The organism is Streptomyces sp. E11-3 (assembly GCF_046540415.1).
Taxonomy (GTDB): Bacteria; Actinomycetota; Actinomycetes; order Streptomycetales; family Streptomycetaceae; genus Streptomyces.
On the sequence record NZ_JAZGRL010000001.1, the window covers coordinates 1736451 to 1760106 of the forward strand.

A 23656-nucleotide genomic window follows, 5' to 3' on the forward strand; every position below is an offset into this window, starting at 1 on the left:
TCCCCCGCGCCCCTCAGCCTCAAGGCGGTCCCGCCGTGGGGTCCGGGGCGGACAGGCCCCGCTCGCGGGCCGCGAGGCGGCGGAGCATCTCCAGCACCCGGTCCCGTGACTCGTCGGCGGCGTCGATGGCCTCGACGCACTGCCAGTAGCGCGGCTCCTGGTCCGCCGAGCAGGCGACGCACACGAGCGCGATCCCGACCTCCCCCAGCAGCCCGCCCAGCCCGACCAGAGTGCTGCGCGCGTCATCGACACCCGTCAGCCGCGCCGCGCGTATCCCGCCGTTCCCGAGCGGCGGGGTGCCGAGGACCCCGCACCCCCGGCCGCTGACCTCGGTCAGGCCCAGCGCCTCACCCCGCAGCTCCGGCGGCCCACCGACCGCCAGCCGACTGCCTATCGCCTGTGCGAGGGCCTGCGCCTGCCACGCCTCCGCCATGATGTCCGCCGCTTCCTCACTCCGCGCCAGGGCACCCCTGCTCGCGCGGATGAGCCGCACCGCGTCCATGCGCCGCCCCCGTCCGTCCCACACTGCCGACCACTCCGTCGAACTCGCATCCTTATGAGTTCCACTACCCAGAGTGAACGCAACCAGCCCGAAAGACCAGGGGAATTCGGGAATCTGTGGACAGATGCTCGACTGTGGATATATCTATCACTCCGGAGAGTGACGACGAGGGATCACCGGCTCGGACGAACCCACCGGGTAGCGCTGCTCGTTGCGGTCGATTTTCGCGGCCAGCGCCGCCAGTGGATCGATCCCGAGCACCTCGCACAGCTGCAGCAGATAGGCCAGTACATCGGCTATTTCGTCCCGCACGCGGTGCGCGGACTCCGGGTCGTCCATCACCCGCGCCGACTGCTCGGGAGTCAACCACTGGAAGATCTCGACCAGTTCGGCGGCTTCCACGCTGAGCGCCGAGGTCAGGTTCTTGGGCGTGTGGTACGGCTGCCAGTTCCGCGCCGCCGCGAACTCGGCCAGCCTGCGCTGCAGTTTCTCTACATCCAGTTCGGTCACGGCCCCAGGTCTACCACCGTCACGCCGTCCACGCCGTCCACGCCGTCCACGCCCTGCGCGCCCTTCGCGCCCTTCGCACCCTCGCCGCGGCCAGCTGCCCACGAAGAGTCCTGCACCGTCCCCACCAGCCTGATGTGCCCCCTGGCGCACATCCGCACCGCGAGAGCGATCAGCTCCCGCGCCTGCCGGGCGTCCATACCGCGAACGAACCCGTCGGTGAGCACGGTGAGCGTCTGATACGCCGACGGCACCTCGGCAACCGGATCAACCGCCAGCACCCCAGGGCCGGTGAGCAGGACCAAGGCCAGCGCCAGATACCGCAGTTCGCCGTCGCCCAGTCGCTCCACCGGCGTCAGACCCTGCCCGTCGCCGCGCGCGAGGACGGCCCGTACCGTCCCGTCCGCCAGCACATCGGCCAGTACGTCCGCGACCGGCCCGGCACACCCCGCCCGCACCGCCGCCACCAGCGCCGCATGCCGTGTGACGCACTCGGACCTGGTGCGCCGCAGCACCTCGGCGAGATTGCCGCAACCGCCTTGCAGGCGCCCGTCCCCGACCGGCACCGGCGCCCGCATCCCGGCGGGCTGCGGATCGCAGGCGAAGACCGACCGCAGTGCCACCACGACCTGCTCGGCGGCGGCCAGTACCTGCCGCTGGCCCGCGGTCTTGCCCGCGACCCGCAGCGGCAGCAGCGCCGTACCCAGGCGGTCGTCGGGCAGTGGCGCCCTGGTCACCGGTGTCGTGCCCGCGGTATGCCAGGCCGCTTGGACGGAACGCCGCGACGGATCACGCAGCGCCGACTCCAGGAGCACCACCGAGCCCGACGTCAACCGCTCGCCGACCACCCGGAGTTCGGGCTCGGCCTGCACCGCCACGTCGAGCCGCACCGGCCCAGCGGGCCCGACGACCGTACAGCCGATCCGGAACCCGCGCCGCCGCTGCTGGTCGGGGCGGGCCCGCTCCGGCACACACCCCACCGGGTCGGGGAACACCTCGCCAAGCTCCGCGCCCCCGGCAAGCCGCGCCAACGCCTCGTACGCCTGGAGCGCACTGGACTTGCCGCTCCCGCTCGGACCCGCGAAGAGAGTGATCGGGCCGAGGGCGAGTTCCACGCCCCGGTGTGACTTGAAGGCGGAGAGCCGTAGTTCACTGACCGCGGGCCCGCCGCCCGCGCCGCCTCCGCCCGCACCGCCGCCCGCACCCGCGGTACCCGTCGCGCTGTCCCACGTCACTGTCATATGCGCGACGCTAGGCAACGCGGGGCACGCAGAACCGTTCCGCCTAACCGACCTTCCTACGATCGGGGGACGCTGGCCTCGTCCGCTGCCGTGGCCACGCCCTCCACCAACTCCTGCACCTCGGTGCCCGACGGAGCCAGCAGGAAGACGTTCCGCTCGACCCGGTGCATGCCGCAGCCGAGGCCGAAGACGACCCCGCTGCTGAAGTCCAGTACGCGCTTGGCGACCTCACTCTCCGCGCCGGACAGGTCGAGCAGCACGGGAACCCGCGCCATCACCGTCTGGGCGACATCACGCGCGTCGGAGAAGACGTTCACCCGCATCACCACGAAACGCCGTCTGGCCTCCGTCTTCGCCTCGGGCATCGCCCGGTGCCCCGGCCAGGACGGCCATGCGTTACGGCTGCGCAGCGGTACGACCTGGGCGAGCCCTTCCCACTGTGCGTCGGTGACGTCGTGGCTGTTCACTGCCCCACCCCGTCCGGGCTCGTACTGCTTGACTGACATGGACTGACCGGGGCAATTCTTACGCGACTCACCCGATCGGCCCAACACCGACACGGGCAACGCATCAGGTGAACGCGTCACGCGAGCGCCGCGCCCACCGCCACGAACCCGCAGATCAGCACCACCAGGGTCGCGTGCTACGCATCCGACCGGCGCGGCCGCGACGGGCCCGCTTCCTCGCCCGCCTGACGCGCGCCGTCGAGGGCGTCGTCGACATCCGCATCGACCTCAACGGACCTGACAGCCCGTGAAACACCTCTCCGCGTCACGTCTCCGCGTCACGTCTCCGCGCCACCTCTCCCCGTCGCCTCTCCGCGTCACTCGGCTGGAGAGCCGTGACCGGGCCGGTACTCCCGGGGACCGGGCCCGTACTCCCGGGCGATCCGGTCCGCCCAGCCTTCGATGGCCGGCCAGTCGCGGAAATCCCCGTACCGGCAGCCCATCAGCCGGAAGAACACCCGGCCGGTGAGGGGTAGGTGGCCTGGGCGGATCACGCCCGACAGGAGCCGGTGGCCGCGGAACGGGACGAGCTCGGCGAGGTCCTTGGCGAGGACGTCGTCCTCCTTACGGGCGGCCGTACGCTTCCATGGGCCGCGCAGGGCGTCAGGCATGCCCACGCTGAAGACCCACACCGGGCGGGAGCGCAGCAGGTCGCTGTTGCTACGCAGGAAGTCCTTGGCCTCCTCCAGCCACGCCTGCCCGTGGACTGCGCTGCCCAGGACGTACGCCTGATAGGCGTCGGCGTCGTCCACCTCGCGCATGGGCCGGGCTTCGGCCCTCAGCCCCTTCTCGCCGAGCCGCGCCGCGATGTGTTCCCCGACCTCGCGGGTCGATCCGTGCGCGGTGGCGTATCCCACCAGAACGTTCATGCTCCACCTCCACGCGCTCGTACCAGCAGCGTCGCTCACACGCTCGTACCAGCAGCGTCGCGCCGCGCCGGCCCTGTGTGGAGGGGCCTCAAGTCCCCTTCCCGGGCCGGTCGGCGAGTGCTGTGGCCCGCCCGTCCCCGGGTGCTTGGACGACGTTCGCGGCCTCCCGACCCGACCGGCCCTGCCTCAGGGGCCGTCCGGCCCGTCTGACCAGGTCCGTACGGCACTTGGAGTACCTGCCTTGGCGGTATGTGCTGTACGTCTCGGAGGAGGCTGCCATGAGCACCCAGGTCCATTCGACGCCCACACGATTCCGCTGGCTCCGCCCGTCCGCTCTCGCCACCGTCCTGGTCCTCCCGCTTGCGCTGGGCGCGTGCGGCGGCGGCAACGACACCAGCACCGCGGACCCGCCCGCGGACAACACCCGTACTGGCAGCCCGACCCCGGGCGGCACCACCGGCGGAACCGACTCGCCGGGCACCAGCCCTCGCCGAGACGGCCCCTCCGGGCCGACCACGCCCGGCACAAAGCCGACACCGACACCGACCCCGCCCACTGCGTCCACGGCGCCCACGGCTCCCACGGCTCCTGGCGACGGGCAGCGGCAGGTACGTACCGCCGTGTACTTCCTGCACGGGGAGCAGGTGTCCCCCGCGCCGCGTTCCGTGGTCGCACCCACGACCGCCGCCGGCGCCCTGCGTGCCCTGCTCGCCGGACCCGACCGCTTCGAGCGCGGCCACGACCGTACGACGTCCATCCCCTCCGACACGGCCCTGAACTCCGTCGTGATCCGCGACCGCATCGCCACCGTCGATCTGTCCGAACGCTACGACGACGGCGGCGGCAGCCTGTCCATGCGGGCCCGGCTCGCCCAGGTCGTCTTCACCGCCACCCGCTTCCCGAGCATCGACAAGGTCCGGTTCGAGCTCGACGGCAAGCCGGTGACCGCGTTCGGCGGCGAGGGCATCGTCCTCAACCGGCCGGTCGGAAGAACCGACTTCGAGGACCTGGCGCCGCAGATCCTGGTGGAGTCGCCGCTGATCGGCGAGACCATCCGCACCCCCGTGCGGGTGTGGGGCAGCGCGAACACCTTCGAGGCCACGCTCCGACTGAAGGTCACCGACGCGGCAGGGGGCACCGCCGCCAATGTCTTCGCCACCGCGACCTCGGGTTCCGGAACCCGGGGAACGTACGACGTGACCATCCCGTACAAGGCCGCGCGCTCGGGCGCCGGGGTGCTGACCGCGTACTACGACTCCCCGAAGGACGGTCGCCCAGTGATCATCGACACCGTGCCGCTGACCGTGAAGCGGTAAGGGTGGCCGACCGGACCATTCAGGCAGACCAATCAGGCAGACCAATCAGGCAGGCTCAGGCGCGTTCAAGTCCGAGGGTCGTGTTCTCGAACAGCCACGGAAGTTCTGCCTCCTTGGCGTCCGCCGGTGGCTCGGGCACGGTGACCACCGGGCACGTCGCGTGCCGCACGCACTCCCGTGCCACCGCACCGAGCGCGGGCAGGGTGACGTCCTCGCGGGACCCTCGCCCAAGGGTGAGCAGCAACGCATGCCGGGCATGGCGCAGCAACACCGGCGCGGGCGGACCCTGGTCGAGCAACGCACTGATCCGTGCCTCCGGATACAGGTCGAGCAGCCGGGCCACCGTCTCCTCAAGCGTCGCCGCCGCCCTGCGCCGTTCTTCCTCGGGCGTGGGCAGCCCCACGGCGGTTGCGTAGGGCGCGCGCAGGCTCGCGGTCGGCAGCCAGGCGTGCACCGCCACGACACGGGTCCGCAGCTGCTCGGCCTTGGCGGCCGACCAGCGCAGGGCGGCGAGCGCGGCGGCCGAGCCGTCGACGCCCACGATCACGCTGCCGTACGGCGGTTCCTCCATGGTCGCCTCCCCGTTCCTGTCGTCGAACACGTCGAACCCGTCGAACCCGTCGAACACGGTGTTCCTTCGGTTTCCGGCCTCGTGTGCCGATGCCGAGGTCACGGCCGTGCCATCGCCGTCAGCCACGCGACCGCGCGGCTGATGTCCGACAGAGCCACGATGCCCACCAGGCGCTCACCTTCGAACACGAGGGCGCGACGCTCGTCGCTCGCCTGCAGGCGCGGCAGCAGATCCGGGACTGCTTCGTCCGGTGTGGCCGTCACGACCTCGTCCAGGGGACGCATCACCTGGCCGACCGGGGTGACCGAACGGGCCCGCACAGGCGTGTGGTTGATCTGCGTCAACGTCACCAGGCCGACCGCGGTGCCGTCTTGGGACACTACGGGGAGCACCGAGTGGCGGTAGCCGCGGAACGGGGCGCCGGCGAGGAGCTGCGCGACCGTGGTGGTGTCCGTCACGGTGACGGGATCGGGCGTCATCACCTGCCGCACGCGAACCTGGGCGAGCACGTTCAGCAGTCGCGCTTCCCGCCCCTCGTCCGTCGCGGCGGCGATCACGAACCACCCGACGAGCGCCGCCCACAGCCCGGCGAGTTCTCCGCTGAGCAGGACGGACGCGACGCCCGTGAGCACCATGAACCACCCCAACAGGCGCCCCGCGGCCGCCGCGCCCAACGCCGCACGCACCCGGTCGCCGGTACGCCGCCACAGGAACGCGCGCAGTAGCCGTCCACCGTCAAGTGGTGCGGCGGGCAGCGAGTTGAACAGCGCGAGGACGATGTTGATCACGGCCAGCCAGGTCACGGCCTCGACCGCGAGTCCTGGAGCGCCAAGCACCTCCAGCCACGCGGCCACGCCCGCGAAGAGCATCCCGGCCATGGCACTGACCAGCGGCCCCACGACAGCGATCCGGAAGTCCGCACGCGGCTCGCGTGCCTCACTCCGCAGCCGCGCGACCCCGCCGAGCATCCACAGGGTGATTCCGTCGACCTCGACGCCGTTACGTCGGGCCACGACGGCGTGCGCGAGTTCGTGCGCGAGCAGCGAGACCAGGAGCGCCACAGCGGTGACGAGACCAAGCCCCCAGTAGGTCCAGGCCGATTCACCGGGGTGGGCGGTCGGGAAGCGTCCGCTCGCGAGCATGAGCGCGACGAGCACGACGATGACCAGCACGCTCCAGTGCAGCCCGACGCGTACGCCTGCGATCCGGCCCAGTGGCAGTGTCTCCTTCACCGTGTCCGCCCTCCGGCACCCGGCACGGAACCGGACATCCCACCTGCCGGTTCCGGCAGGGCGCTGCTAGCCATGCGACGTGACCGCACGGACGTGACCACACGCAGCGTAACCGTACGTGACGCTTGCACACGTGGCGTGACTGACTGAGCCGCCTCGTGCGACGCGCACCACAAGCGGGCATCGCCCGTATGTCTCTCTTGCCACCATTCTGGCCCGGCGGGGCACCTCTCAGGTCCGGGCCGGACAGACCACACAGGGGGACGATCGGCCCCTGCGCAGCGTCCCGACCGACGACGACGCTGAAGCAAGAGGCGGGCCCGACGAGAACCAGAGGCCCAGAGGCCCAGAGGCCCAGAAGTACAGAAGTACAGAAGAACAGAAGAACGGAGAACCAGGGGGCACACCATGTCCACGCATCGCACCCCACGCGACCACGCGGCCAACTACCTGGTCCGCGCGGCGGTCACCGCGCCCTCGCTGCACAACTCCCAGCCCTGGCTCTTCACCTGCCGAGGCGGCGACATCCTGCTGTACGCCGATGTCACCCGCAGGCTCCTGACCACCGACCCGAGCGGCCGGGAGATGGCGCTCAGCTGCGGCGCGGCCCTGTTCAATCTGCGCATCGCCATGCGGCATCTCGGCTTCCTGCCGGTCGTACGGCCGCACCCCGACCCCCGGCTCCCGACCCTGCTGGCCAGGGTGAGCTGGGGAGCGTACGCACGGACCACACCCGAGGAAGAGCTGATGCACCAAGCGCTGCGTCGGCGGCACACCCATCGCGGCCCGTTCCAGCCCACGCCGCTCCCGGCGCCCCTGGTCAACGCACTACGGCGGCAGGCACTGGCCGAGGGCGCCGAGTTCTCCACGCTCGCCGGACCGGCAGAGCAGCGCAGGCTCGCCGCCATCGTCCGCGAGGCCGAGGCCTTCCAGCGCTCCAGCCCCGGCCATGCCGCCGAGCTGGCCCGCTGGACCCAGCCGCAGCGGGGCCGCCGCCTCGACGGGGTGCCCGCCGAAGCCAGCCCGTTCCCCCCGGACTCGACTCTCCTCGCGGCACGCGACTTCACCGGACACGCCCACAACCGCACCACCGGTGGCTCCGGTGACTCGCCCTGGACGTCGACCTCGGGAACGGGGCTCGTGGTCCTGCTCAACACACCGCACGACACTCCGCAGGACTGGCTACGCGCGGGGCAGGCGCTCCAGCGCATCCTGCTCTACGCCGCCGGGCACAGGGTCAGGGCCGGATTCCACACCCAGCCCCTGGAAATCCCCGGACTGCGGGCCGAGGTCCGAACCATGATCGCATCACGGCAGTGCCCGCAGATGATCATGCGGCTCGGCCACAGCAACCGGCCGCTACGGACCCCTCGCCGCCCGGTTCAGGACGTACTGTCCATAGAGGAGCCGGCCGCCGCTTGACGTCCGGGTGCCCGCGTCCCGGCGCGGCACGACCCGGAGGACCCGACCGGGCCCACGGGGACGCGAGGAGACTCACAGACGCCGCGATGCCGGTTGCGCAGGCCCGGTCAACTGCACGATGTCGTCGGAGGCGACGTCGTGCAGCCGGATCGCGAGATCCTCCAACGCACGGCTGACGGCGAGTTCCTCACCGATCTCCGGTATGGGCCGGTCGATGGGGTTACGCCGAGCCACTCCCTTGCCGCTGACAGTGGACATGTCCCCGGTGGTCAGGACCGCGCGGGCGTGGGTGTCGTCGCCGTCCTCGGTGATCTGGATCCGCACAGTCCACTGCTTGGTTTCCATCATGATCACTCCTCAAGTCGACCGCGCACTCCGGGCTTTCAGCGTGCTCCGTCTCCCCTGCCGGGTACAGAGCCGAACGGCCCTACTCACACGGTGGCGCAGCATGAGACCCCGCCATGAGGCGGACGCGAGGGCCGGTCGGCCCTGTCACCGTCCGGTCCCGGCACGCACCATGACGCTTTGGAGCCCTTGCCGCGCGAGGAGGCGGCCCATCGCGGGCACCACGAGGCGGATCTCGGTCAGGATGAAGGACCTCGCAGGCCAGTGCCTGGACACCGCGGACTGACTACCGCAGGGCACCGCTGACCCTCGTCGATGACGAGGGAGTTCCAGCCAACCTCCCACTCGAAGCTCGAGGGCGTGCGGGCGTAGGACGACAGCTCCCTGTCGTTGGTGTGCTGTCCCACAGACAGGGCCATGTCGAAGCCGAGTTCGCACACACGCTGGTAGCTCTGGGCGACGTCGTCGAGGCCGGCGGCCTGGATGTTGAGGTGCTGGATCCGGGTTCGGACCGGGTCGATCGGCAGGCCGCGTACGGCGCCGACCGCGATGGAGTGGTGGTGTTCGTTGACACGCAGGAGGCGTTCCACACCGCGCAGAGCGGCCTGTATTCCCCCGCGCTTCGAGGGCCGCCTCCGCGGTTCGGACGGCCAGGTCTACGACCTCAATGCGTCAGTTCCTGCGTGAGGCGCGCGTAACGTGCGTCGCGTGCGTCAGATACCGCACGTACGCCCGTAACGCGCATGCTGAGCACTGGCCAAAACCACAGGTCAGCGGCCCTTCTCGGCAGGCTCAAGGATCGCCACGCACTCCACATGATGCGTCATCGGAAAGGTGTCGGCCTGAGTGAGTCGTGGAAAAGACCAGGTCAGAGGTGCTTTCTCGGCTCGCTGTGCAGCGTAAGGGAGCCCAGAGCGGCAAACGAGCGTCACGGCCGACAGCCCGTCCCGCCTGCTCGGGCCAGACCGAGCTGCCACGACCAGCTCCCCAGCGGACACCGTCCCGCTCACTCAAGACGCCAGCTGGCTCATGACCCGCGTCACTTCTCCGGCCGCCATAATGGACTCATGCCCTCCAGCCCACAGCACCCCGCACCCACACCGAGCGACCGCTCGGGCGCGGTCGCCGAGGACCTCGCGCTGTACCGGGAGAAGTTCCGGCGGCGTCTACCGGAGTCGCTGGACGAGTTGCACGGCCCGACCCGGGGGATCGTGGATCTGCCGCTGCACATGGCTTGGTCGGGGATGACCTCGTACGACATGAGCAAGCCTCGCCAGCGCATGGGCCTGTACCGCACCGTCCTGCACGAGGGCCTGCACGACGACCTGCCCCGCTACCTCAACCGGGACCTGCTCCTCCAACTGTGGCCTGTGCTGCGCACCCTCGTCGGTCGCACCGTGCGCACCGTGTGGGAGGACGCCTTCCCCCAGCTCGCCTCCCGCAGCCGGGCAGCCGCGTGACGGACATGCCGGAGCTGCACACGCGGCTCCTGGCAGATGTGATCGCCCTCGGCTCCCCGTATCCCCTTGTTCTCACCGGCGGATATGCCGTGCGGGCGCACCGCCTCGTGAACCGCCCGAGCCAGGACCTCGATGTCGCCACCGAGAACGCGGCGCCCATGGCCGACATCGCGGCTGTAGTCCGCGTCGGCCTGGAAGCCCGCGGCTGGAAGGTGCAGGCGCTGGAGACCGCCCCATTGTCCGCCCGCTTCACAGTGTCCGACCCAGCCACCGGGCAGGAGTGCGAGGTCGACATCCTCAAGGAAGTCTTCTGGCGACCGGTCACCCAGAGCCCGTACGGGCCCGTCCTCGCGGACGAGGACGTGATCGGAACCAAGGTCCGCGCCCTCGCCGACCACGGAGCACCCCGTGACCTGATCGACGTGTTCGCAGCCTCCCGTCGCTGGAACACTGCCGACCTCGAAGAATTCGGCCGCCGCCACGCCCGCGGCCGCTTCGAGCACGAAGACCTGCAGTCGAACCTCACGGGCGCCGAGTGGACCGACGACGAAGCCTTCGCCGCCTACGGCCTGGACGAGGCCACGATCACCGCTCTCCGCGCTTGGGCCGTGGAGTGGGCCGACGACCTCGCGACCCGACGCCTCGAAGAGTCCGATGATCCGGACATCGACTGATCACGCCCGAACCCTCACACGGCTCTAGCCACCCAGACGGGCTACGAAACCCCGCAGCACCTGCCTCTGCCGCCTGACGCTCCTCCCTGCACTGAGCCGAGCGGAGTCCTGGGCCGTGGAAGTACTCATTGTCGGAGAAGCAGGCCGCGATGCTGCGAGAGATCGCGGCTGCTTCTGAGGCCGTGGTTCTCCCGCCAAAGACCATCCATACGGCTGCGGCGCTTGAGAAGCGCGGATTGATCAAGAGAACATGGCGCGGCAGCGGGCCACCCGTCGCGGTCGTCACGGCGGACGGCCGCTACTACCTCAAGCACGGCAAGCACCCTCGCGAGGTACAGGCAGCAAAGGAACGGCTCGAAGACGACGCCGACGAAGCTGCCCGTGCCCCTGCCGACGGAGTCGGGTCCGTCAGCCACGCCAGGTAGAAGAGACCTTGGTTGATGACGCCGGCGTCGACGCCACGCTTGTACTCGATGATGACCGGCGATCCGTTCTCGTCCAGCCCGAGCGAATCGATCCGGCCCCCGTGCAACGGCCCGGTGCTGTACTCGCTCGCCAGGAACCAGACATCCACCAGCGTCTCCATGTGCGCCTCGACGAGTCCCTGCACACCTGCCTCGGCCTCAGCAAGACGCGGCGTGACCTCAGTCACGCCGCTATTCGTCGTATCCGTGCGGAACAGCTTCAGGCCCGACACCTTCCCCTCCTCGGCTCGGAGATCACCAACGCCGATGAGGTGCGGGAGTGTTTCCGCGAGAGGCTACGGAGGTGTGAAGATAGTGTGAGGCCCTGTGTACGGTCCGGCCGGAGAGCGCTCGCGTCCCCCGCGCCTCGGGGGACAGCGCCCGGAAGCTGCGTTTATACAGGTCAGCCCCGGTTGTCAGACCCTCCGCGTAGCCTTGTGAGTCCTACTCGTGGCGGCTGCGGGGAGTACCAATGGACGACGACCTTCAAATCGACAGCGACGAAGACCTCTTCCGTAACCCCGTCTACTACGAACCGGCCGGCCGCAACCTCGACCTGGACCGCTCCGACCTCGGAGTCCCGCAAGGCCAAGACCTCCTGAACGTGCTCCTGCGCATGCGCGGACGTGTCCCCGTCGAAAAGCGCGGGCTCATCTGCCCCGACTGCCGGGACGTCCGCGGCCGACGCGTCCCCATGTACCTCGTCCAGCGTGACGGCGTATGGCTTGCCTCCCACTACCGGAAACCCGGGGAGAAGCCCATCAGCCACGAGTCCGATGAGCACCTCGCCCGCAAGGAACGCGTCGCGAAGGACTCCGAAGATCACGGCTTCCACGCCGACATCGAGTCGCAGACCACCGACGGGCACGCGCGCCTCGATGTACGCATCAACGGCGCCAACGGCATAGTCCTGGGCTACGAGCCTCAGCTGAGCGCCCAGACAGCCCGTGGAATGCGTGCACGGGAGGGGTTCCGACGCCGCGGCGGTATTCAGTCGGTCTGGGACTTCGCCGACCCCGACCACGCAGGTATCGGCACCGTCCCTTACGTCCGCACGCCCAACCTGCCGGCCTCCGTCATTCGCGTGCAGAAGAACCCCATCGCGGTCCAGGACGGCAACTTCGTCCTGGAGGAGGGCCAGTGCAACCAAAACGGCGCGCTCACCCGGTGCCCGGAGAAGCCCTACGACCCGGAGAATCCCACCGACTCCGGGTACTGCGGGGGGTGGCACCGCGTCCTCATGCCCGCCCATCAGTCGAGCACCTTCACAGGGGAAGGCGGCCTGACCCTAACCCGGTTCATTGTGGAAGCTGCGGCCGGTGAGCGGATCCCATTCCAGCGGGGCGGCCACCATGGTTGGCTCCCGGCACAGCAGTGGCAGCAGTACCTCGAGGCGAACGGGCCCGCCCTGGACGACAAGGCGCGCCAGCCATCCGTACGACAGGGGGACCGGCGCGACAGGTGCACCGAGGACCGTCCGGCTTCAGAGATGCGGGCTGAACCGAAGCAGAGACGGGGCAGCCGCGCGATCGTCCTTGAGTCCCGACCGCGGGAAACTGAGGCTGCCAGGGTTCCGGTCGACGCGTCGGGTCAAGCGATCCCGCTCTGCCGCTTCGGCTGCGGTCAGCCCGCAAGCCTTCCAGGACCCGAAGGGCTGCCAGAGCACTTCTCGTGCCGCAGGAAGCATGAGGCGTGATCTATCGGCCACCACTGACCGCCCTCGCTGCGTCACCTGGTGCCAGAGCCCCCTGCCCGGTTCGGGTGGGAGGTGTCGTGTTTCCGCCCGACACGTCAGTCCCCAGTGCCACAGTGGGCGCAGCACACCCAGCACCCCCTTTCCGAGGAGCCGACCGTGTCCCAGAGCACCACCTTCCGCACCAGCACCAGCACCAGCACCAAGCAGGACACCCTCGCCGACCACATCGTGGAGTTCCTCAGCCGGGTCTCCCGCGCACTCAGGAACTTGGCCGACTCGGCTGACCACGCGGCGAAGATGGTGCGGAAAGCGGACGCGGCACGGCGAAGCTGAACCGGCACACCCAGGTAGGCCAGCAGACGTGCTTTCCGAGGCTGGCTAGGCCCGGCCGAAGGCGTGGCAGGCGGCCCTCGGCTGCCTGGGGCAACGGCACCCCGACCAGAGCCCGACGCAGCCGAGCGACATCGATCCGGCTCTGGTTCTGTTCGGAGTTGAGGGCACCGTGTCCACGCCGGTGCTCGGGGGCGAGGGCGAAGTCCACGAGGGTGCGGACCGGACTGTCCGTGCACAGCAACGCGTCGCACAGCTCGAACAGGGCATCGCCGCGCGAAAGCAGGCAGGAGTACAACTCGGTTCGGAGTGCCGTCACCGCTGCGAACGCGTCCCGTTGACCCCGGTGCTCAACCCGTTCCACGGTCTGGCCTTTACACGCCGCGCCGACCTCTCCTCGCAGGATCAGGCCCCGGCCTCACTGGCACGCCGTGAACAGGGGAAAAGCCCTGAACAAACTCGAGCCCGTTCGACGGCGGACCAAAACGTCAAGCGCAGCTCCGAGTCGCGCTCCACACGGTGGTCCTCGCCGCCCCGCGATGTCAGTGCGGCGGGATACCGTCCTCATCACGCTGAGGTGAGGGGAGAACCATGGCGAGGAACGCCCGGGCGGAGCAGCTGCGGGAGTACGGCCGGTCCGTGCTGGAGGGGGCCCGGTCGGAGCAAGTCCTGCGCATGGCACGACAGGTGAACGCCGTGTCGTACACGAGCGCGCGGGAGTACGCTGGCCGCTCGCTCTTCGAGTTGCTGCAGAACGGTTACGACGCGCATCCGAGGGACCGCCGCGACGGACGGGTCCACGTCCTGCTGGACGAGGCGGAGGGCGAGTGGGGGACGTTGTACGTCGCCAACGGCGGGACGCCCTTCACCTGGCGGGACGTCGAGCGGGTCTGCGAGCTCGCGCAGAGCTCGAAGGAGGTCGGTGAGGGCATCGGGAACAAGGGCGTCGGGTTCCGCAGTATCTTGCTGATCAGCGAGGCACCCGAGATCTACAGCGCAGACCCCGACAGCCCACTCGGCCCGGAAGTGGACGGGTACTGCTTCCGCTTCGCGCAGAAGGTCGACGTGGAGGAGTTCCTCGCCGGTGAGGACAACGCCCACGACGTGGCCGCCAAGTATCCGCCGCTCCAGGCGCCCCTGCCGCTGGACGACGTACCCGCGACCTGTCGGCAGCTCGCCGCCCAGGGGTACGTAACCATCGTCCGGCTGCCCTTGCTGAGCGAGGCCGCCGGGGCCGAGGTCCGGCTGCGGATGCGCGAGCTCGCGGGGGCGAAGGTACCCGTGATGCTGTTCCTCGATCGGCTCGCTGGCCTGACGCTGGAACGGCGGGCCGTCGGTGGCGAGCCGGGCGAGTTGGACGACGTCCACGAGGCGCTCGAGCGGCACGAACTGACCCGCTCCGAGGAGCGCTTCGCGGTTGCGCAGGACGGCGCGGGGCACGGATTCCCCGCCTCCTGCGCGACCGTGGACCTGGGGCCGTCCGGCACCTTTCTCGTAGCGCGGGGCACCGTGGAGAAGGAACGGCTGAACAGCACGCTCGCCGAGGCCGTGGGTTCCGGGCTCCTCGACGACACATGGCAGGAGTGGAAGCGGTCCGCCGTCGTCGAGGTCGCACTCCCGCTGCCCGCCCCGCGCCGACCGCGACGCGGGCAGGTCTACACCTTCCTGCCCATGGGCGAGGACCAGGCCGCGCCGTTCCCGGGGCACGTGAACGCCCCGTTCTTCACCAAGTTCGACCGCACCGGGCTTCCCTCCGACAACCCCCTCAACGTGCTGCTGCTTGACGCGGTTGCCGAGACCTGCCTGGCGGCCGCCGCGGCACTGCGTACCGTGCCCGAGCCGTCCATGCGGCAGCTGGCTGTGGACCTGGTGAGCTGGGAGAGTGAGAAGGGCTCGGCGGGGCGGCTTCGCGCGGCGGCCCTGCGCGTGCACGGGAGCGAACTCGCCGACGTACCGCTCGTGCCCGTCCTCGCCGCGGACGGCGCCCCGCCGGAGGCCAGCTGGGCCCCGCCCCGGGGCGCGGTCCTGTGGCCGGACCTCGACCTGACCATCCTCACGGCACACCGCGCGCACGAGGCCGGGATCGTGGTGGCGGATCCCGAGATTGGCGGCGACCGGCTGAAACGGCTGGCCACCCTGTGCAAGGCCCTCGCGTGTCCGTGGGAGCCGGGCCCGGAGGTCCTCGCCGAGTACGTGGAACGGATCGTCGGGGGCCTTCCCCTCCCCCGATCCGATGAGTCCCCCGAGCAGTGGAGCGCGCTGTACGAGGACTTGGCCGCCCTCTTCGAGGACGACGGGCACGTCCTGCACGGCAGGCAGTTGCTGCTCGCGGAGGACTGCACACTGCAGCACACCAACCGTCCCTTCGACAGAGCGGGTACGGGCACAAGTACACGTACACAGGCCAAGCCGAGCGGTCAGGGTGCCCGCCGCGAGGCGTTCTTCCAGCCGGCGCGTACGAAGGCGAACCAGACCGAGGCCCCGTCCGTCCCCGCCCTGCTCCGCAACCGATTGTTCTCCCTGCACCCGGGGCTGGTCTGGAAGGACCGCAGCGAGAGTGCGCGCGGGCAGGCCGCCCTCGCCTTCCTCGAGCAGGAGGGGCTCGTCCGGCCGTACGACACGAGGGGCCTGCTGGACCACGTACGGCAGGCGCTCAGCGCAAGCACCGATCGCCGACTGCGGCTCCAGACCCTGCGGTTCGTCTTCCGGCTGTGGCAGCCGAGGCATTCGCTGGACGGGACGGAGATCTCCTCGCTCGGACTGTACGTACCGTCGGCAGACGGCCAGCTGATCAGGGCGAGCGGTGCTGTCTTCGGCCGGGGCTGGGGCCGCACCTCCGTCGGTGAGGACCTAGCGGCGGTGGTCGCCGCCGGGCAGGACGTGTCGAAGAGCCTCAAGGCGATCGCTGGACGCCTCCTTGCCGCGCCTGAGGAGTTTGCCAAGCGGGGCGAGACCGAGGAGTGGCTGGCGTTCCTGCTGGAGGCCGGGGTGGCCGACGGGCTGGTCCCGGTCAGGTCCTCCGACGCCTTGAGCCGGGTAGAGCAAGGCCAGGAGCTCAGCGCTCGGCAGCTGGTCCGCATGGCGAAGGTGCCTGCCGAGGTGCAGAAGCAGTGGGAGCCATACGTCCACTGGCCCGGTGTCTACTACCCCCGGACGCCGTACCGGGGAACCCCGGCCTGGTGGCTCCCCGGCCAGGACGTCGTCGGACGCCTCGGGCAGGAGGCCCGGCTGGCGTACGCACGGCTTGTCCTGCGTGGCCTGGCCAGCTGGGAGGACGCGAGGTTCGCCAGCGTCTGGACCAGTGCTGGCAGCCAGAGTTCCCCGGACAGGGAACGGGTCGCGACCCCGCTCGACGCCTTCGTCCGGGAGCAGCCGTGGCTCCCGGTGCGGGGCCGCGACCGGGCCGTCCGGTTTGTCCGGCCGGCCGACGCCTGGCGCTGCCCGCTCGGGCTGGAGGAGGAGCCCTCGTACGCGCCGACCGTCGACCATCGGCTGCGCCACCTTCTGGAACGCGGGAATGCGGGTGACCGCCTGCGGGAGATGCGGCTGCCGACCTGGGACGACCCGCGGGACAGCGCCCGCCTCATCGCTGCGCTGGGACGGCTTGCGGCGGAGGGCGCGTTGGGGGCCGAGGATCGGCCCGCCGCGCAGCGCGCCAACGAACGCGCCTGGAGGCACCTCGTACGGCGTCCCCGTCCCGCACTGCCCGAGGGCGCCAGTCTGCTCGCTGAGTCCGGGGACCGGCTGATCAGCGTACCGCTGTCCGCCCTCGACGGCGGGGAGAGCGATGACGATGGTGATGCCGAGGCCGTGCTCTACGTCAACGGTGAACGCGACGGCCTGACGGCCCTGCTGGTACGGGAGATGGAACGCCCCCTGCTCACCCTTCCCGGTGTCTCGGCGGAGGCCGCCGAGCTGCTGGCGGCCGAACACCCCGCCACCGTCCGGCACACCGACGACCTGATGTTCACGGTGACCGTGGACGGCGCACGGGTCGAACCCGCGGCCATGGGAGAGCCACTGGTCCAGCAGTTGCCCTGGCTCACGCTGGCCGTGGGCGTCCTCTGCGACCACCTGGCGCGCGGCCCCCGGGCGAGCGAGGCCGAGCTGAGCGAGCTGACGTCCCTGGTCCGGAGCGTACGGCTGCACCGCTACCGCTCCTGGAGCATCGAGCTCGACGGCCAGCCCGTGACGTTGCCGGGCCGCCTCGGCGGGGTGCTGCCGCTGCCCGATCCGAAGCATCCGCTCGTCCTCGCCCCGGCAGGCGAGCCGGGCTGGCCCGAGACCACCCGCATCGTGGTCGCGGTCGCCGAGCTGCTGGGACGGCGGGAGTTCGGCGACCGGCTGCGCCTCGCCGCCCACCAGCTCGCTTCCCGCCACGCCGACCTGCGCGACCCGGGTCAGGAGGAGCTCGCCGACGCCCTGGAAGTCACAGTCCACCAGGTCGAGGAGACAAGCCGCCGGATCGACGGGGCCATCGGCGTGGTCCTGGAGCGCTGCAGGCCCTTCCTCGTCCACCTGCTCGGCACGGAGACGGCGAACTCGCTGCTCCTGCCGCCGCCGGGCGACACCCGGGAGTTCCAGGCTCACCTCGAGGAGTACGCCGCCGAGCTCCCGGTCCCCGTATCCGAGTTCATCGCCAGAGCCCGCGCGGCCCGCGGTACGGACGAACTGCGGCGCGACCTGGGCATCGAATTCGCCAAGCTGAACGACACCCTGCGCGCGATGAGCCCGCCCCTGGAACCGGTCAGCCACGCCGACGAGCACGAAGAGGCGCTCCGCACCTATCTGGACCTGCGCAAGAAGGAGCTCGTCAACCGGCTGCGCTGGGCGGTGCTGGAGGACTTCGACGCGCGCCGTCCGATGCCCGACTGGCCTTCGGCCCGGGCCCTGGACTGGATCACCGCGCCGGAGGTATGGGAGTACACCGTGGACACGGCCGACACGGGGAGCCTGGAGGCGCACGTGGAGGAGCAGCTGGCGCTGCGTCTGGGCCGCCCGGTGCCGTTGCCCCAGTCGGGCGAACGCCTGCCCGCCCCCGACCAGGTACGCGGCGCGAACCTCCGTACGATCACCGGCCTGGCTGCCGAACTCGCGGTCCTGGTCAGGGCGGCGGGACACCCGTTGCCGGCGGCCCTGACCGGAGGCGAGCCGGCCGAGGAGGTCACCGCGCGGCTGGAAGCTGCGGGCGCGCTGGACTTTCGACCTCTGTCCCCCGCCGATGTCGTCGGCTGGCTGGCGGCCCTCGGCCAGTGGCCCGACGGGATGGCGGTGGCGACGGATCCCGAGCGGCACGGGCTGTCCGAGGCCGACCTGGACCGGGTGCGCAACGCGGCGGAACACGAGCGCCACGAACGCGAGCGCAAACGGCGGTCGATCTCCGTCGGCGGCCGCGACTTCGAGGTGTCCTCCGGCGACTTCACCGCCCTCACCCGCCAACTTGACCGGGTCCTGCAGAGCGGCTCGGCGCCGGGCATCACCGCCGCCGGGCCGCTCCGCTTCACGGACCCCCGTCCCCAGACCGGGCGCACCCAGGCGACCGGTCGCACGCGTGGGCGGCGGTACGGGGGCGGCATGGACAGCGGGCTGACTACGGCCCAGCGGGAGGCCATCGGGTACGTGGGCGAGTGGTACGCGTACCAGTGGCTGTGTGCGCGCTACCCGGACCGCATGGACGAAACCGGCTGGGTGTCGGGCAACCGCCGCAAAGCCTTCCCCGGCCCGTCCGGCGACGACGGCCTCGGCTTCGACTTCCGGGTCGGTTCCGGCAGCCGGCCATACCTGTACGAGGTGAAGGCGACCGGGGGCGAAGGCGGCCGCTTCGAGCTGGGAGACAGCGAGGTCCGCGCGGCCCGCCAGCACGCGGGCAACGACCGCTGGCGCCTCCTGGTAGTCACACACGCCCTCACCCCTCACAAGATGGCCATCCAGATGCTCCCCAACCCCTACGGAAAGCGCGGCCGGGGCCGCTACCGCGAAGAGGGAGGGGCACTGCGCTTCTCATACTTGCTGTGACCTTGACGTTCAACTCCAGCACGAGATGCGTCGGGTTGAACGTCAAGTTCGGTGAGCTCGTGCATGGTTGGCGGTGAGACGTCAGACGTGGATGGTTGATCATGGTCGCGTGGTGGGGAACTCGACGCGTGCGGTGATCATCAGCAATCGGCGGATCACGGGCCTAGGCGTCACGAGCCGCTCCTCCATGTCTCTGAGCGCGGCGACGATCGGATGAGGAGAAGTAGGCCGTGTGGGAACCGGAACCACCGAGGCGTCGCCCGCCGGCTTCCGGCTCCGCGAGTTGGGGTGTGGTCCCTCTGCGAGGTCTAGCTTCAACCCACTTGCCCCGGGGCAGACCTTCTCGACGCGTTTGCCGGGAGGTTCCAGTCCGTGCCGCTTCGCATAGTCGATGACCTTCCGCCACTTGGCGAACTGGTTGTCATCGGCGACACGGACACGCTCCTCGGTGAGAAGCCGTTCGACCAACTCGGTCGCCTCGTCGCGCACGAGCGACGAGCCGTTCGGCGTAGGGCACGGAGCTACGCCTGCGCCCACCATGTCCGCCAGATGCCGTCTGGTCGCTCCCTTCAGCCGGCGTCAACCCCTCAGGACGATGACCATGCCGGTAGTAGAGGCCGTCCCCAGCGACCTCCACACAAGCGCTTCCCTGCCACTCCGGCTGCCCCCCAACACCCCTCGATCACGCAAGGCATAAGCCGACCGCCAATCCCCCCGGCACCCAGGCTGCGGGATGCTCCTCACCGGCTGCGAGCCGTTCGAGCAGTGCGCGTTGCCGTTCCTTCGGGTCAGGCCGTCGATCCACGATCATCAACCCACAACGCACTCACAAGCCCTGTACAGAGCCGAAAGAGCGGCTCCTGCCCGTGGGAGTTCTCTGGGACATTCCTGAGACTTCCGGCCGCATCAGCCAGTACGAGCGTGAAACAACCGAAAGGGCATTCATGCAGGTCAACGACCTGCGACGGCCAGACATCGCAGGTCACGGCCTGGCTGGTCTCTTCCGGGACAACCGACCAGGATGGCACCCGCGCGCTGCTGCTGTTCTCCAACGCTGCACTGCCCTCAGTCAACGCAGCACGAGCCCTGACCTGCCTTCAGAACTCCCTGACACCTCATCAGAACGAGCGTCACGAGCGTTATTTCGGCGTCAAGATATCGCCCGTAACGCCCACACCACACATAACGCGCACACGCAAAACTGCAGGTCAGGAGTCCTTCGACACCGGCTCAAGGATCGCGACGCACTCCACATGATGGATCATCGAAAACACGTCACAAAACGAGAGGCATGACATACCAGCAGGTAAGGTGTCGTTTTTCGGTCTGCCGGAGGAGCCTTCGGGCACTCGGAGCGTCAAATGAGCGTCACGACAGGCCGGAGCAGCTTCCTCATGTAATCGCCTCGGCCAGGTCTGCCGACAGGACGTCGGCCACCAGTTCCTCGACGACGGCGGCGGTGGCGTGCTCCGCCACTGCACGGGTCAGCTCGACGTTCCACACCTTGTGGAACTCCTTCCAGTCTCGGTGGCCATCGCACCGCCCGTAGGCGCAGTCGAACAAGCTCACATCACCCTCAGCCACGCCGTTCCGGTCCGTGGGGGCTCCATCCCCTGAGGTGCGGTTCAAGCTCTTCCGCCGTGGGTTCATGTGTGCGAGGCATGCCTGGAAGTCCACTCAGGGGGTCTATCGACCTTGCATATGCTCTTGCCCACTCCAACCAGCGTCGGGCTGAGTCCAGTGCCGACTCGTCCGCGGTGCTATCCAGTTCTTGGATACGACGTTCCAGCGCCATGCAGTACGCGCTAAGGGCAGCCGCTTCCTGCCACCCCCTGGCCTCTTCACGCAGCACCTGGGCAAGTTGTTTGCGAACAGCTTGTCGCTTCGCCACGACCAAGGCCGCCTGCCAACGAACCTCACGTTCTGCCCTGGCGCGCTGTTCATCCTGCCGGTGCTGAGTGTCCTCGGCAGCTCGCGCCTCAATCTCCCCAAGGATCACGCCCAGGGCTTCTTCAAGTGTCCGGCTTTTCCGATCCCGCCAGCGACCGGGCCTGTCGGTCAGACCATGGGCAAGCTCCACAACGAGACGGGCGGAGCGCTCCGGATTCGTGGACTCTGGGAACTCCTGCCTGGCGGAAACAGTGTACGCGAAGCCATCGACACTGACGTCCACTCCACCCTCGCGCGGGTAGAAGGACGACCGTGCCTTCCGCACCTCATACCCTCGCCGTACCGCCTCAGCCGCGAGGCCCTGTAGCAGCAGAAGCGACCTGCGGCGCAGCGCAGGCGGCATCACCAGCCGACCCCCGTCGTCTTTGAGCGCTGCCACCACCGGATGCAGGTGTCCCAGACGTGCGGGGACTGGTATCGGTTTCCCGGCTGTCTTCGGCCGCTGACTCCGCGCGTTGGGGTGCGGGCCGTCCGCAAGGAACAGCTCCAGCCCCGGCCCACCATGAGGGACCTTCTCGATACGTTGACCCGCCGGCTCAAGTCCGTGGCGCTTCGCGTAATTGACGACGCGCCGCCACTCCGCGACCTCGTCGTCATCCGGCTCAGCGATCCGGACGCGCCCCTCGGCGACGAGTCGCTCGATCAGTTCCTGCGCTTTCGCCCGCCGGGCACGCGCGACGGGTCGCTCGCTATAGGGCGACCGAGGCTGCGCAGGCTCCGTCGGCTCACCGACGTCAGCGACCGTAGAGTCGTCGTCGATCATCAGGAGGCAACGATGCCGCATCACAGCAGCCGAACGCCAGCCACTTGACATCAAGGGTCGAGCCCACACTGCGGTTCGATCCAGGCCGACCACCAGTGCACAGGCTCCAGCCTTTACCGCGCTGCCCTACCTCGTCTGGAGCGAAAGAGGTCCGCCAGTCGTGGGAGTCCTCAGGGGCCTCTCGCCCCAGCAATCGACAAGAGCGTGAACAACCGAAAGTACATTCGCGACGCCGACGGCCACAGTAGAGTACTTCCTTATTTCGAGCCGTCCGGCTGGAGCCTGTGATCGGGGCCTCAGCTCACTTATAGACGCCTTCACCCCTGTCCTTGGAGGACAGGGGTGAAGGAACGTTCATGCAGCGACGGTGAGCGGGCTTTCCATCCGCTCCCAGGCTCCAAGGACGGCCTTGTGTGCGTCCGGTTGCAGGTGGGCGTAGCGCTGAGTGGTCTGGAAGCTCTCGTGACCGAGCAGGTGCTGGACCTCGTAGAGCGAGACGCCCTTCTGCACGAGCCACGAGGCGCAGGTGTGGCGCATGGAGTGCGGCGGGTAGTGCGGGACGAGCTGCTGCTCGCCGTCATAGTCGAAGTAGTAGGCGCCGACGACGGCCGGCCACCAGGTCTGCCGTCGCCAGTTGCCGTCGCTCAGGAGGCGGCCGGCGCGCCCCTTGGTGAGGGTGGTGAACACCACGGCATCCCGGTCGAGCCGGTGGATGTGGCGTTCGAGGACCTCCAATACATGCGGCGGCAGCGGCACCTCGCGGCGGCTCTTGGAGCTCTTCGGGTACTCTTTGATGCCGCTCTTGGTGTTGACCTCGACGACGAACAGGCGGGAGCGGCGCTGGTCGATGCGGTGGCGGTGCAGGCCGGAGAGCTCGCCCCACCGCAGCCCGGTGTAGAAGCCGAGCAGGCACATCGTCCGCCACACGGTGGGCAGTTCGTCCAGGACGCTCTGCGCCTGGTCCAGCGTGAACCACTGCGGCGGCTTGACAGCGATCTGGGGCAGGTCGATGCTGCGGCAGGGGCTCACCGCGATCACATCGTCATCGACGGCCGCGCGCATGATGGACGACGTCAGGTTGTAGGCCCGCTTGATGGCCGCGGCCCCGGCGCCCTTCTCGATCAGGGAACGAATCCAACTCTGCACATCCATACGGGTGATGGCCCGCATCTCCCAGTCGGCCCAGTGGGGCATGACGTGGTTCTTGATGCTCGACCCGTCTCCCCGCAGGGTGTGTGGCTCGACGACGCGGGCCTCCCACCACCGGTCGTGCCATTCACGGAAAGACGTTTCGCCGGCCCGCGGGTCACGCATGCCCCCGCGGGCGAACTGGGTCTCCATCTCGAGCCCCCAGGCGCGCGCCTGCGCCTTGAGGGGGAACGATTCGCTGAACCGGTCACCGAGCCGGTTGCGTACCGTCGCCTGCCAGTTTCCGGTCTTCAACTTGCGTAGGTACAGCCCAACTCCTCATGTCAGTACGGAAGGCCCTTCGGTGGACCGGGGTCAGCGGCGCGGTCTCGGTGCGATGACCGCGCGGCTGGAGATGAACTCGTTGAGGCCGGCTGCGGGGACGCGGATACGCGAGCGGTCCGTGCCGGTGCGCAGATCGACGACTGGAAGGTCGCCTGCGGCGATGAAGCGGTAGACGGAGCGACGGTCGACGTCCAGGGCGGCGGCGACGGCGGGAATGGACAACAGGCGCGCAGGCATGGGCGAGTCCTTGGCAGGGAGAGTGAAGGGGCACGGCGAGAAAGCAGCCGCGAGGCCAGTCCGTAGTTGAAGGCCAACAAGCC

General features: G+C 69.6%; 21 protein-coding genes and 2 pseudogenes. 8 read left to right on the forward strand and 15 right to left on the reverse strand.

Annotated elements, in window-relative coordinates; all coding sequences use genetic code 11:
* Positions 1–19 precede the first annotated feature (19 nt).
* The 5 genes from U9R90_RS07835 to U9R90_RS07855 all read right to left on the reverse strand — a co-directional run bounded on the left by U9R90_RS07835 (position 20) and on the right by U9R90_RS07855 (position 3625).
* Positions 20–502 carry a DUF6099 family protein gene (locus U9R90_RS07835; protein WP_411057675.1) on the reverse strand — a complete coding sequence of 161 codons (483 nt, stop codon included), beginning with the start codon at positions 500–502 and terminating at the stop codon, positions 20–22.
* 147 nt (positions 503–649) lie between these two features.
* Positions 650–1012: a nucleotide pyrophosphohydrolase gene (locus tag U9R90_RS07840; RefSeq protein WP_411055664.1), complete on the reverse strand. Its 363-nt coding sequence runs from the start codon at positions 1010–1012 to the stop codon at positions 650–652.
* Complete coding sequence (locus U9R90_RS07845) at positions 1009–2250, reverse strand: AAA family ATPase (protein ID WP_411055665.1); 1242 nt, start codon at positions 2248–2250, stop codon at positions 1009–1011. The genes U9R90_RS07840 and U9R90_RS07845 overlap by 4 nt, the downstream gene beginning before the upstream one ends.
* A gap of 56 nt (positions 2251–2306) precedes the next feature.
* On the reverse strand, positions 2307–2717 hold the full coding sequence (locus U9R90_RS07850) for a cell division protein SepF (RefSeq protein ID WP_411055666.1): 411 nt from the start codon (positions 2715–2717) through the stop codon (positions 2307–2309).
* Positions 2718–3073: 356 nt separating this feature from the next.
* Entirely contained in the window at positions 3074–3625 is a 552-nt protein-coding gene (locus U9R90_RS07855; protein WP_411055667.1) for a flavodoxin domain-containing protein, read from the reverse strand.
* A gap of 278 nt (positions 3626–3903) precedes the next feature.
* Between U9R90_RS07855 and U9R90_RS07860 the strand changes: the two genes are divergently transcribed.
* Positions 3904–4941, forward strand: a complete 1038-nt coding sequence (locus U9R90_RS07860) for a GerMN domain-containing protein (protein ID WP_411055668.1) — start codon at positions 3904–3906, stop codon at positions 4939–4941.
* 55 nt (positions 4942–4996) lie between these two features.
* Here the strand turns inward: U9R90_RS07860 and U9R90_RS07865 are convergent, their stop codons facing one another.
* Both U9R90_RS07865 and U9R90_RS07870 read right to left on the reverse strand, forming a co-directional pair.
* On the reverse strand, positions 4997–5569 hold the full coding sequence (locus U9R90_RS07865; protein WP_411055669.1) for a universal stress protein: 573 nt from the start codon (positions 5567–5569) through the stop codon (positions 4997–4999).
* A gap of 41 nt (positions 5570–5610) precedes the next feature.
* Entirely contained in the window at positions 5611–6744 is a 1134-nt protein-coding gene (locus tag U9R90_RS07870; RefSeq protein WP_411055670.1) for a site-2 protease family protein, read from the reverse strand.
* Between the two features lie 408 nt (positions 6745–7152).
* On the opposite strand from U9R90_RS07870, the gene U9R90_RS07875 reads away from it, so the two are divergent.
* Positions 7153–8166 (forward strand): Acg family FMN-binding oxidoreductase, encoded by a 1014-nt coding sequence (locus U9R90_RS07875; protein WP_411055671.1) that lies wholly within the window; start codon positions 7153–7155, stop codon positions 8164–8166.
* A gap of 72 nt (positions 8167–8238) precedes the next feature.
* On the opposite strand, the gene U9R90_RS07880 is transcribed toward U9R90_RS07875, so the two are convergent.
* Entirely contained in the window at positions 8239–8514 is a 276-nt protein-coding gene (locus tag U9R90_RS07880) for a DUF1876 domain-containing protein (RefSeq protein ID WP_411055672.1), read from the reverse strand.
* 305 nt (positions 8515–8819) lie between these two features.
* A pseudogene (locus tag U9R90_RS07885) lies at positions 8820–9095 on the reverse strand (extradiol ring-cleavage dioxygenase); the annotation flags it as partial.
* Between the two features lie 483 nt (positions 9096–9578).
* Between U9R90_RS07885 and U9R90_RS07890 the strand changes: the two are divergent.
* Both U9R90_RS07890 and U9R90_RS07895 read left to right on the forward strand, forming a co-directional pair.
* Positions 9579–9971 carry a hypothetical protein gene (locus U9R90_RS07890; protein ID WP_411055673.1) on the forward strand — a complete coding sequence of 131 codons (393 nt, stop codon included), beginning with the start codon at positions 9579–9581 and terminating at the stop codon, positions 9969–9971.
* A gap of 5 nt (positions 9972–9976) precedes the next feature.
* Complete coding sequence (locus U9R90_RS07895; protein ID WP_411055674.1) at positions 9977–10645, forward strand: nucleotidyl transferase AbiEii/AbiGii toxin family protein; 669 nt, start codon at positions 9977–9979, stop codon at positions 10643–10645.
* Positions 10646–11048: 403 nt separating this feature from the next.
* Here U9R90_RS07895 and U9R90_RS07900 read toward each other — a convergent pair.
* Positions 11049–11342: pseudogene (locus tag U9R90_RS07900) on the reverse strand (transporter); the annotation flags it as partial.
* 239 nt (positions 11343–11581) lie between these two features.
* On the opposite strand from U9R90_RS07900, the gene U9R90_RS07905 reads away from it, so the two are divergent.
* Both U9R90_RS07905 and U9R90_RS07910 read left to right on the forward strand, forming a co-directional pair.
* On the forward strand, positions 11582–12805 hold the full coding sequence (locus U9R90_RS07905; protein ID WP_411055675.1) for a hypothetical protein: 1224 nt from the start codon (positions 11582–11584) through the stop codon (positions 12803–12805).
* A gap of 156 nt (positions 12806–12961) precedes the next feature.
* The gene (locus U9R90_RS07910; RefSeq protein ID WP_411057791.1) at positions 12962–13138 is read left to right on the forward strand and encodes a hypothetical protein; all 177 of its coding nucleotides are present in this window, start codon (positions 12962–12964) and stop codon (positions 13136–13138) included.
* Here the strand turns inward: U9R90_RS07910 and U9R90_RS07915 are convergent.
* Positions 13065–13499, reverse strand: coding sequence for a transposase (locus U9R90_RS07915; protein WP_411055676.1), 435 nt, complete (start codon positions 13497–13499; stop codon positions 13065–13067). The two genes, U9R90_RS07910 and U9R90_RS07915, sit on opposite strands and share 74 nt — an antisense overlap.
* A 227-nt stretch (positions 13500–13726) precedes the next feature.
* On the opposite strand from U9R90_RS07915, the gene U9R90_RS07920 reads away from it, so the two are divergent.
* Entirely contained in the window at positions 13727–19150 is a 5424-nt protein-coding gene (locus U9R90_RS07920; protein WP_411055677.1) for a sacsin N-terminal ATP-binding-like domain-containing protein, read from the forward strand.
* Between the two features lie 99 nt (positions 19151–19249).
* Here U9R90_RS07920 and U9R90_RS07925 read toward each other — a convergent pair whose 3' ends face one another.
* Entirely contained in the window at positions 19250–19639 is a 390-nt protein-coding gene (locus U9R90_RS07925; protein WP_411055678.1) for a hypothetical protein, read from the reverse strand.
* A gap of 903 nt (positions 19640–20542) precedes the next feature.
* A complete protein-coding gene (locus tag U9R90_RS07930; RefSeq protein ID WP_411055679.1) occupies positions 20543–20719 on the reverse strand; it encodes a hypothetical protein in 177 nt (58 codons plus the stop codon).
* Between the two features lie 202 nt (positions 20720–20921).
* On the opposite strand from U9R90_RS07930, the gene U9R90_RS07935 reads away from it, so the two are divergent.
* Positions 20922–21407, forward strand: a complete 486-nt coding sequence (locus U9R90_RS07935; RefSeq protein WP_411055680.1) for a hypothetical protein — start codon at positions 20922–20924, stop codon at positions 21405–21407.
* A gap of 810 nt (positions 21408–22217) precedes the next feature.
* On the opposite strand, the gene U9R90_RS07940 is transcribed toward U9R90_RS07935, so the two are convergent.
* Together U9R90_RS07940 and U9R90_RS07945 are read right to left on the reverse strand one after the other, a co-directional pair.
* Entirely contained in the window at positions 22218–23306 is a 1089-nt protein-coding gene (locus U9R90_RS07940) for a tyrosine-type recombinase/integrase (protein WP_411055681.1), read from the reverse strand.
* Between the two features lie 60 nt (positions 23307–23366).
* Complete coding sequence (locus U9R90_RS07945; RefSeq protein ID WP_411055682.1) at positions 23367–23573, reverse strand: helix-turn-helix domain-containing protein; 207 nt, start codon at positions 23571–23573, stop codon at positions 23367–23369.
* Between the last annotated feature and the right edge of the window lie 83 nt (positions 23574–23656).

What these genes read in the sequence shown, in the direction of transcription:
- U9R90_RS07860 (WP_411055668.1), top strand. Translation starts at nt 3,904, where the DNA reads ATGAGCACCCAGGTCCATTCGACGCCCACACGATTCCGCTGGCTCCGC.
- U9R90_RS07895 (WP_411055674.1), top strand. Translation starts at nt 9,977, where the DNA reads ATGCCGGAGCTGCACACGCGGCTCCTGGCAGATGTGATCGCCCTCGGC.
- U9R90_RS07890 (WP_411055673.1), top strand. Translation starts at nt 9,579, where the DNA reads ATGCCCTCCAGCCCACAGCACCCCGCACCCACACCGAGCGACCGCTCG.
- U9R90_RS07875 (WP_411055671.1), top strand. Translation starts at nt 7,153, where the DNA reads ATGTCCACGCATCGCACCCCACGCGACCACGCGGCCAACTACCTGGTC.
- U9R90_RS07880 (WP_411055672.1), bottom strand. Translation starts at nt 8,514, where the DNA reads ATGATGGAAACCAAGCAGTGGACTGTGCGGATCCAGATCACCGAGGAC.
- U9R90_RS07905 (WP_411055675.1), top strand. Translation starts at nt 11,582, where the DNA reads ATGGACGACGACCTTCAAATCGACAGCGACGAAGACCTCTTCCGTAAC.
- U9R90_RS07845 (WP_411055665.1), bottom strand. Translation starts at nt 2,250, where the DNA reads ATGACAGTGACGTGGGACAGCGCGACGGGTACCGCGGGTGCGGGCGGC.
- U9R90_RS07920 (WP_411055677.1), top strand. Translation starts at nt 13,727, where the DNA reads ATGGCGAGGAACGCCCGGGCGGAGCAGCTGCGGGAGTACGGCCGGTCC.
- U9R90_RS07835 (WP_411057675.1), bottom strand. Translation starts at nt 502, where the DNA reads ATGGACGCGGTGCGGCTCATCCGCGCGAGCAGGGGTGCCCTGGCGCGG.
- U9R90_RS07945 (WP_411055682.1), bottom strand. Translation starts at nt 23,573, where the DNA reads ATGCCTGCGCGCCTGTTGTCCATTCCCGCCGTCGCCGCCGCCCTGGAC.
- U9R90_RS07855 (WP_411055667.1), bottom strand. Translation starts at nt 3,625, where the DNA reads ATGAACGTTCTGGTGGGATACGCCACCGCGCACGGATCGACCCGCGAG.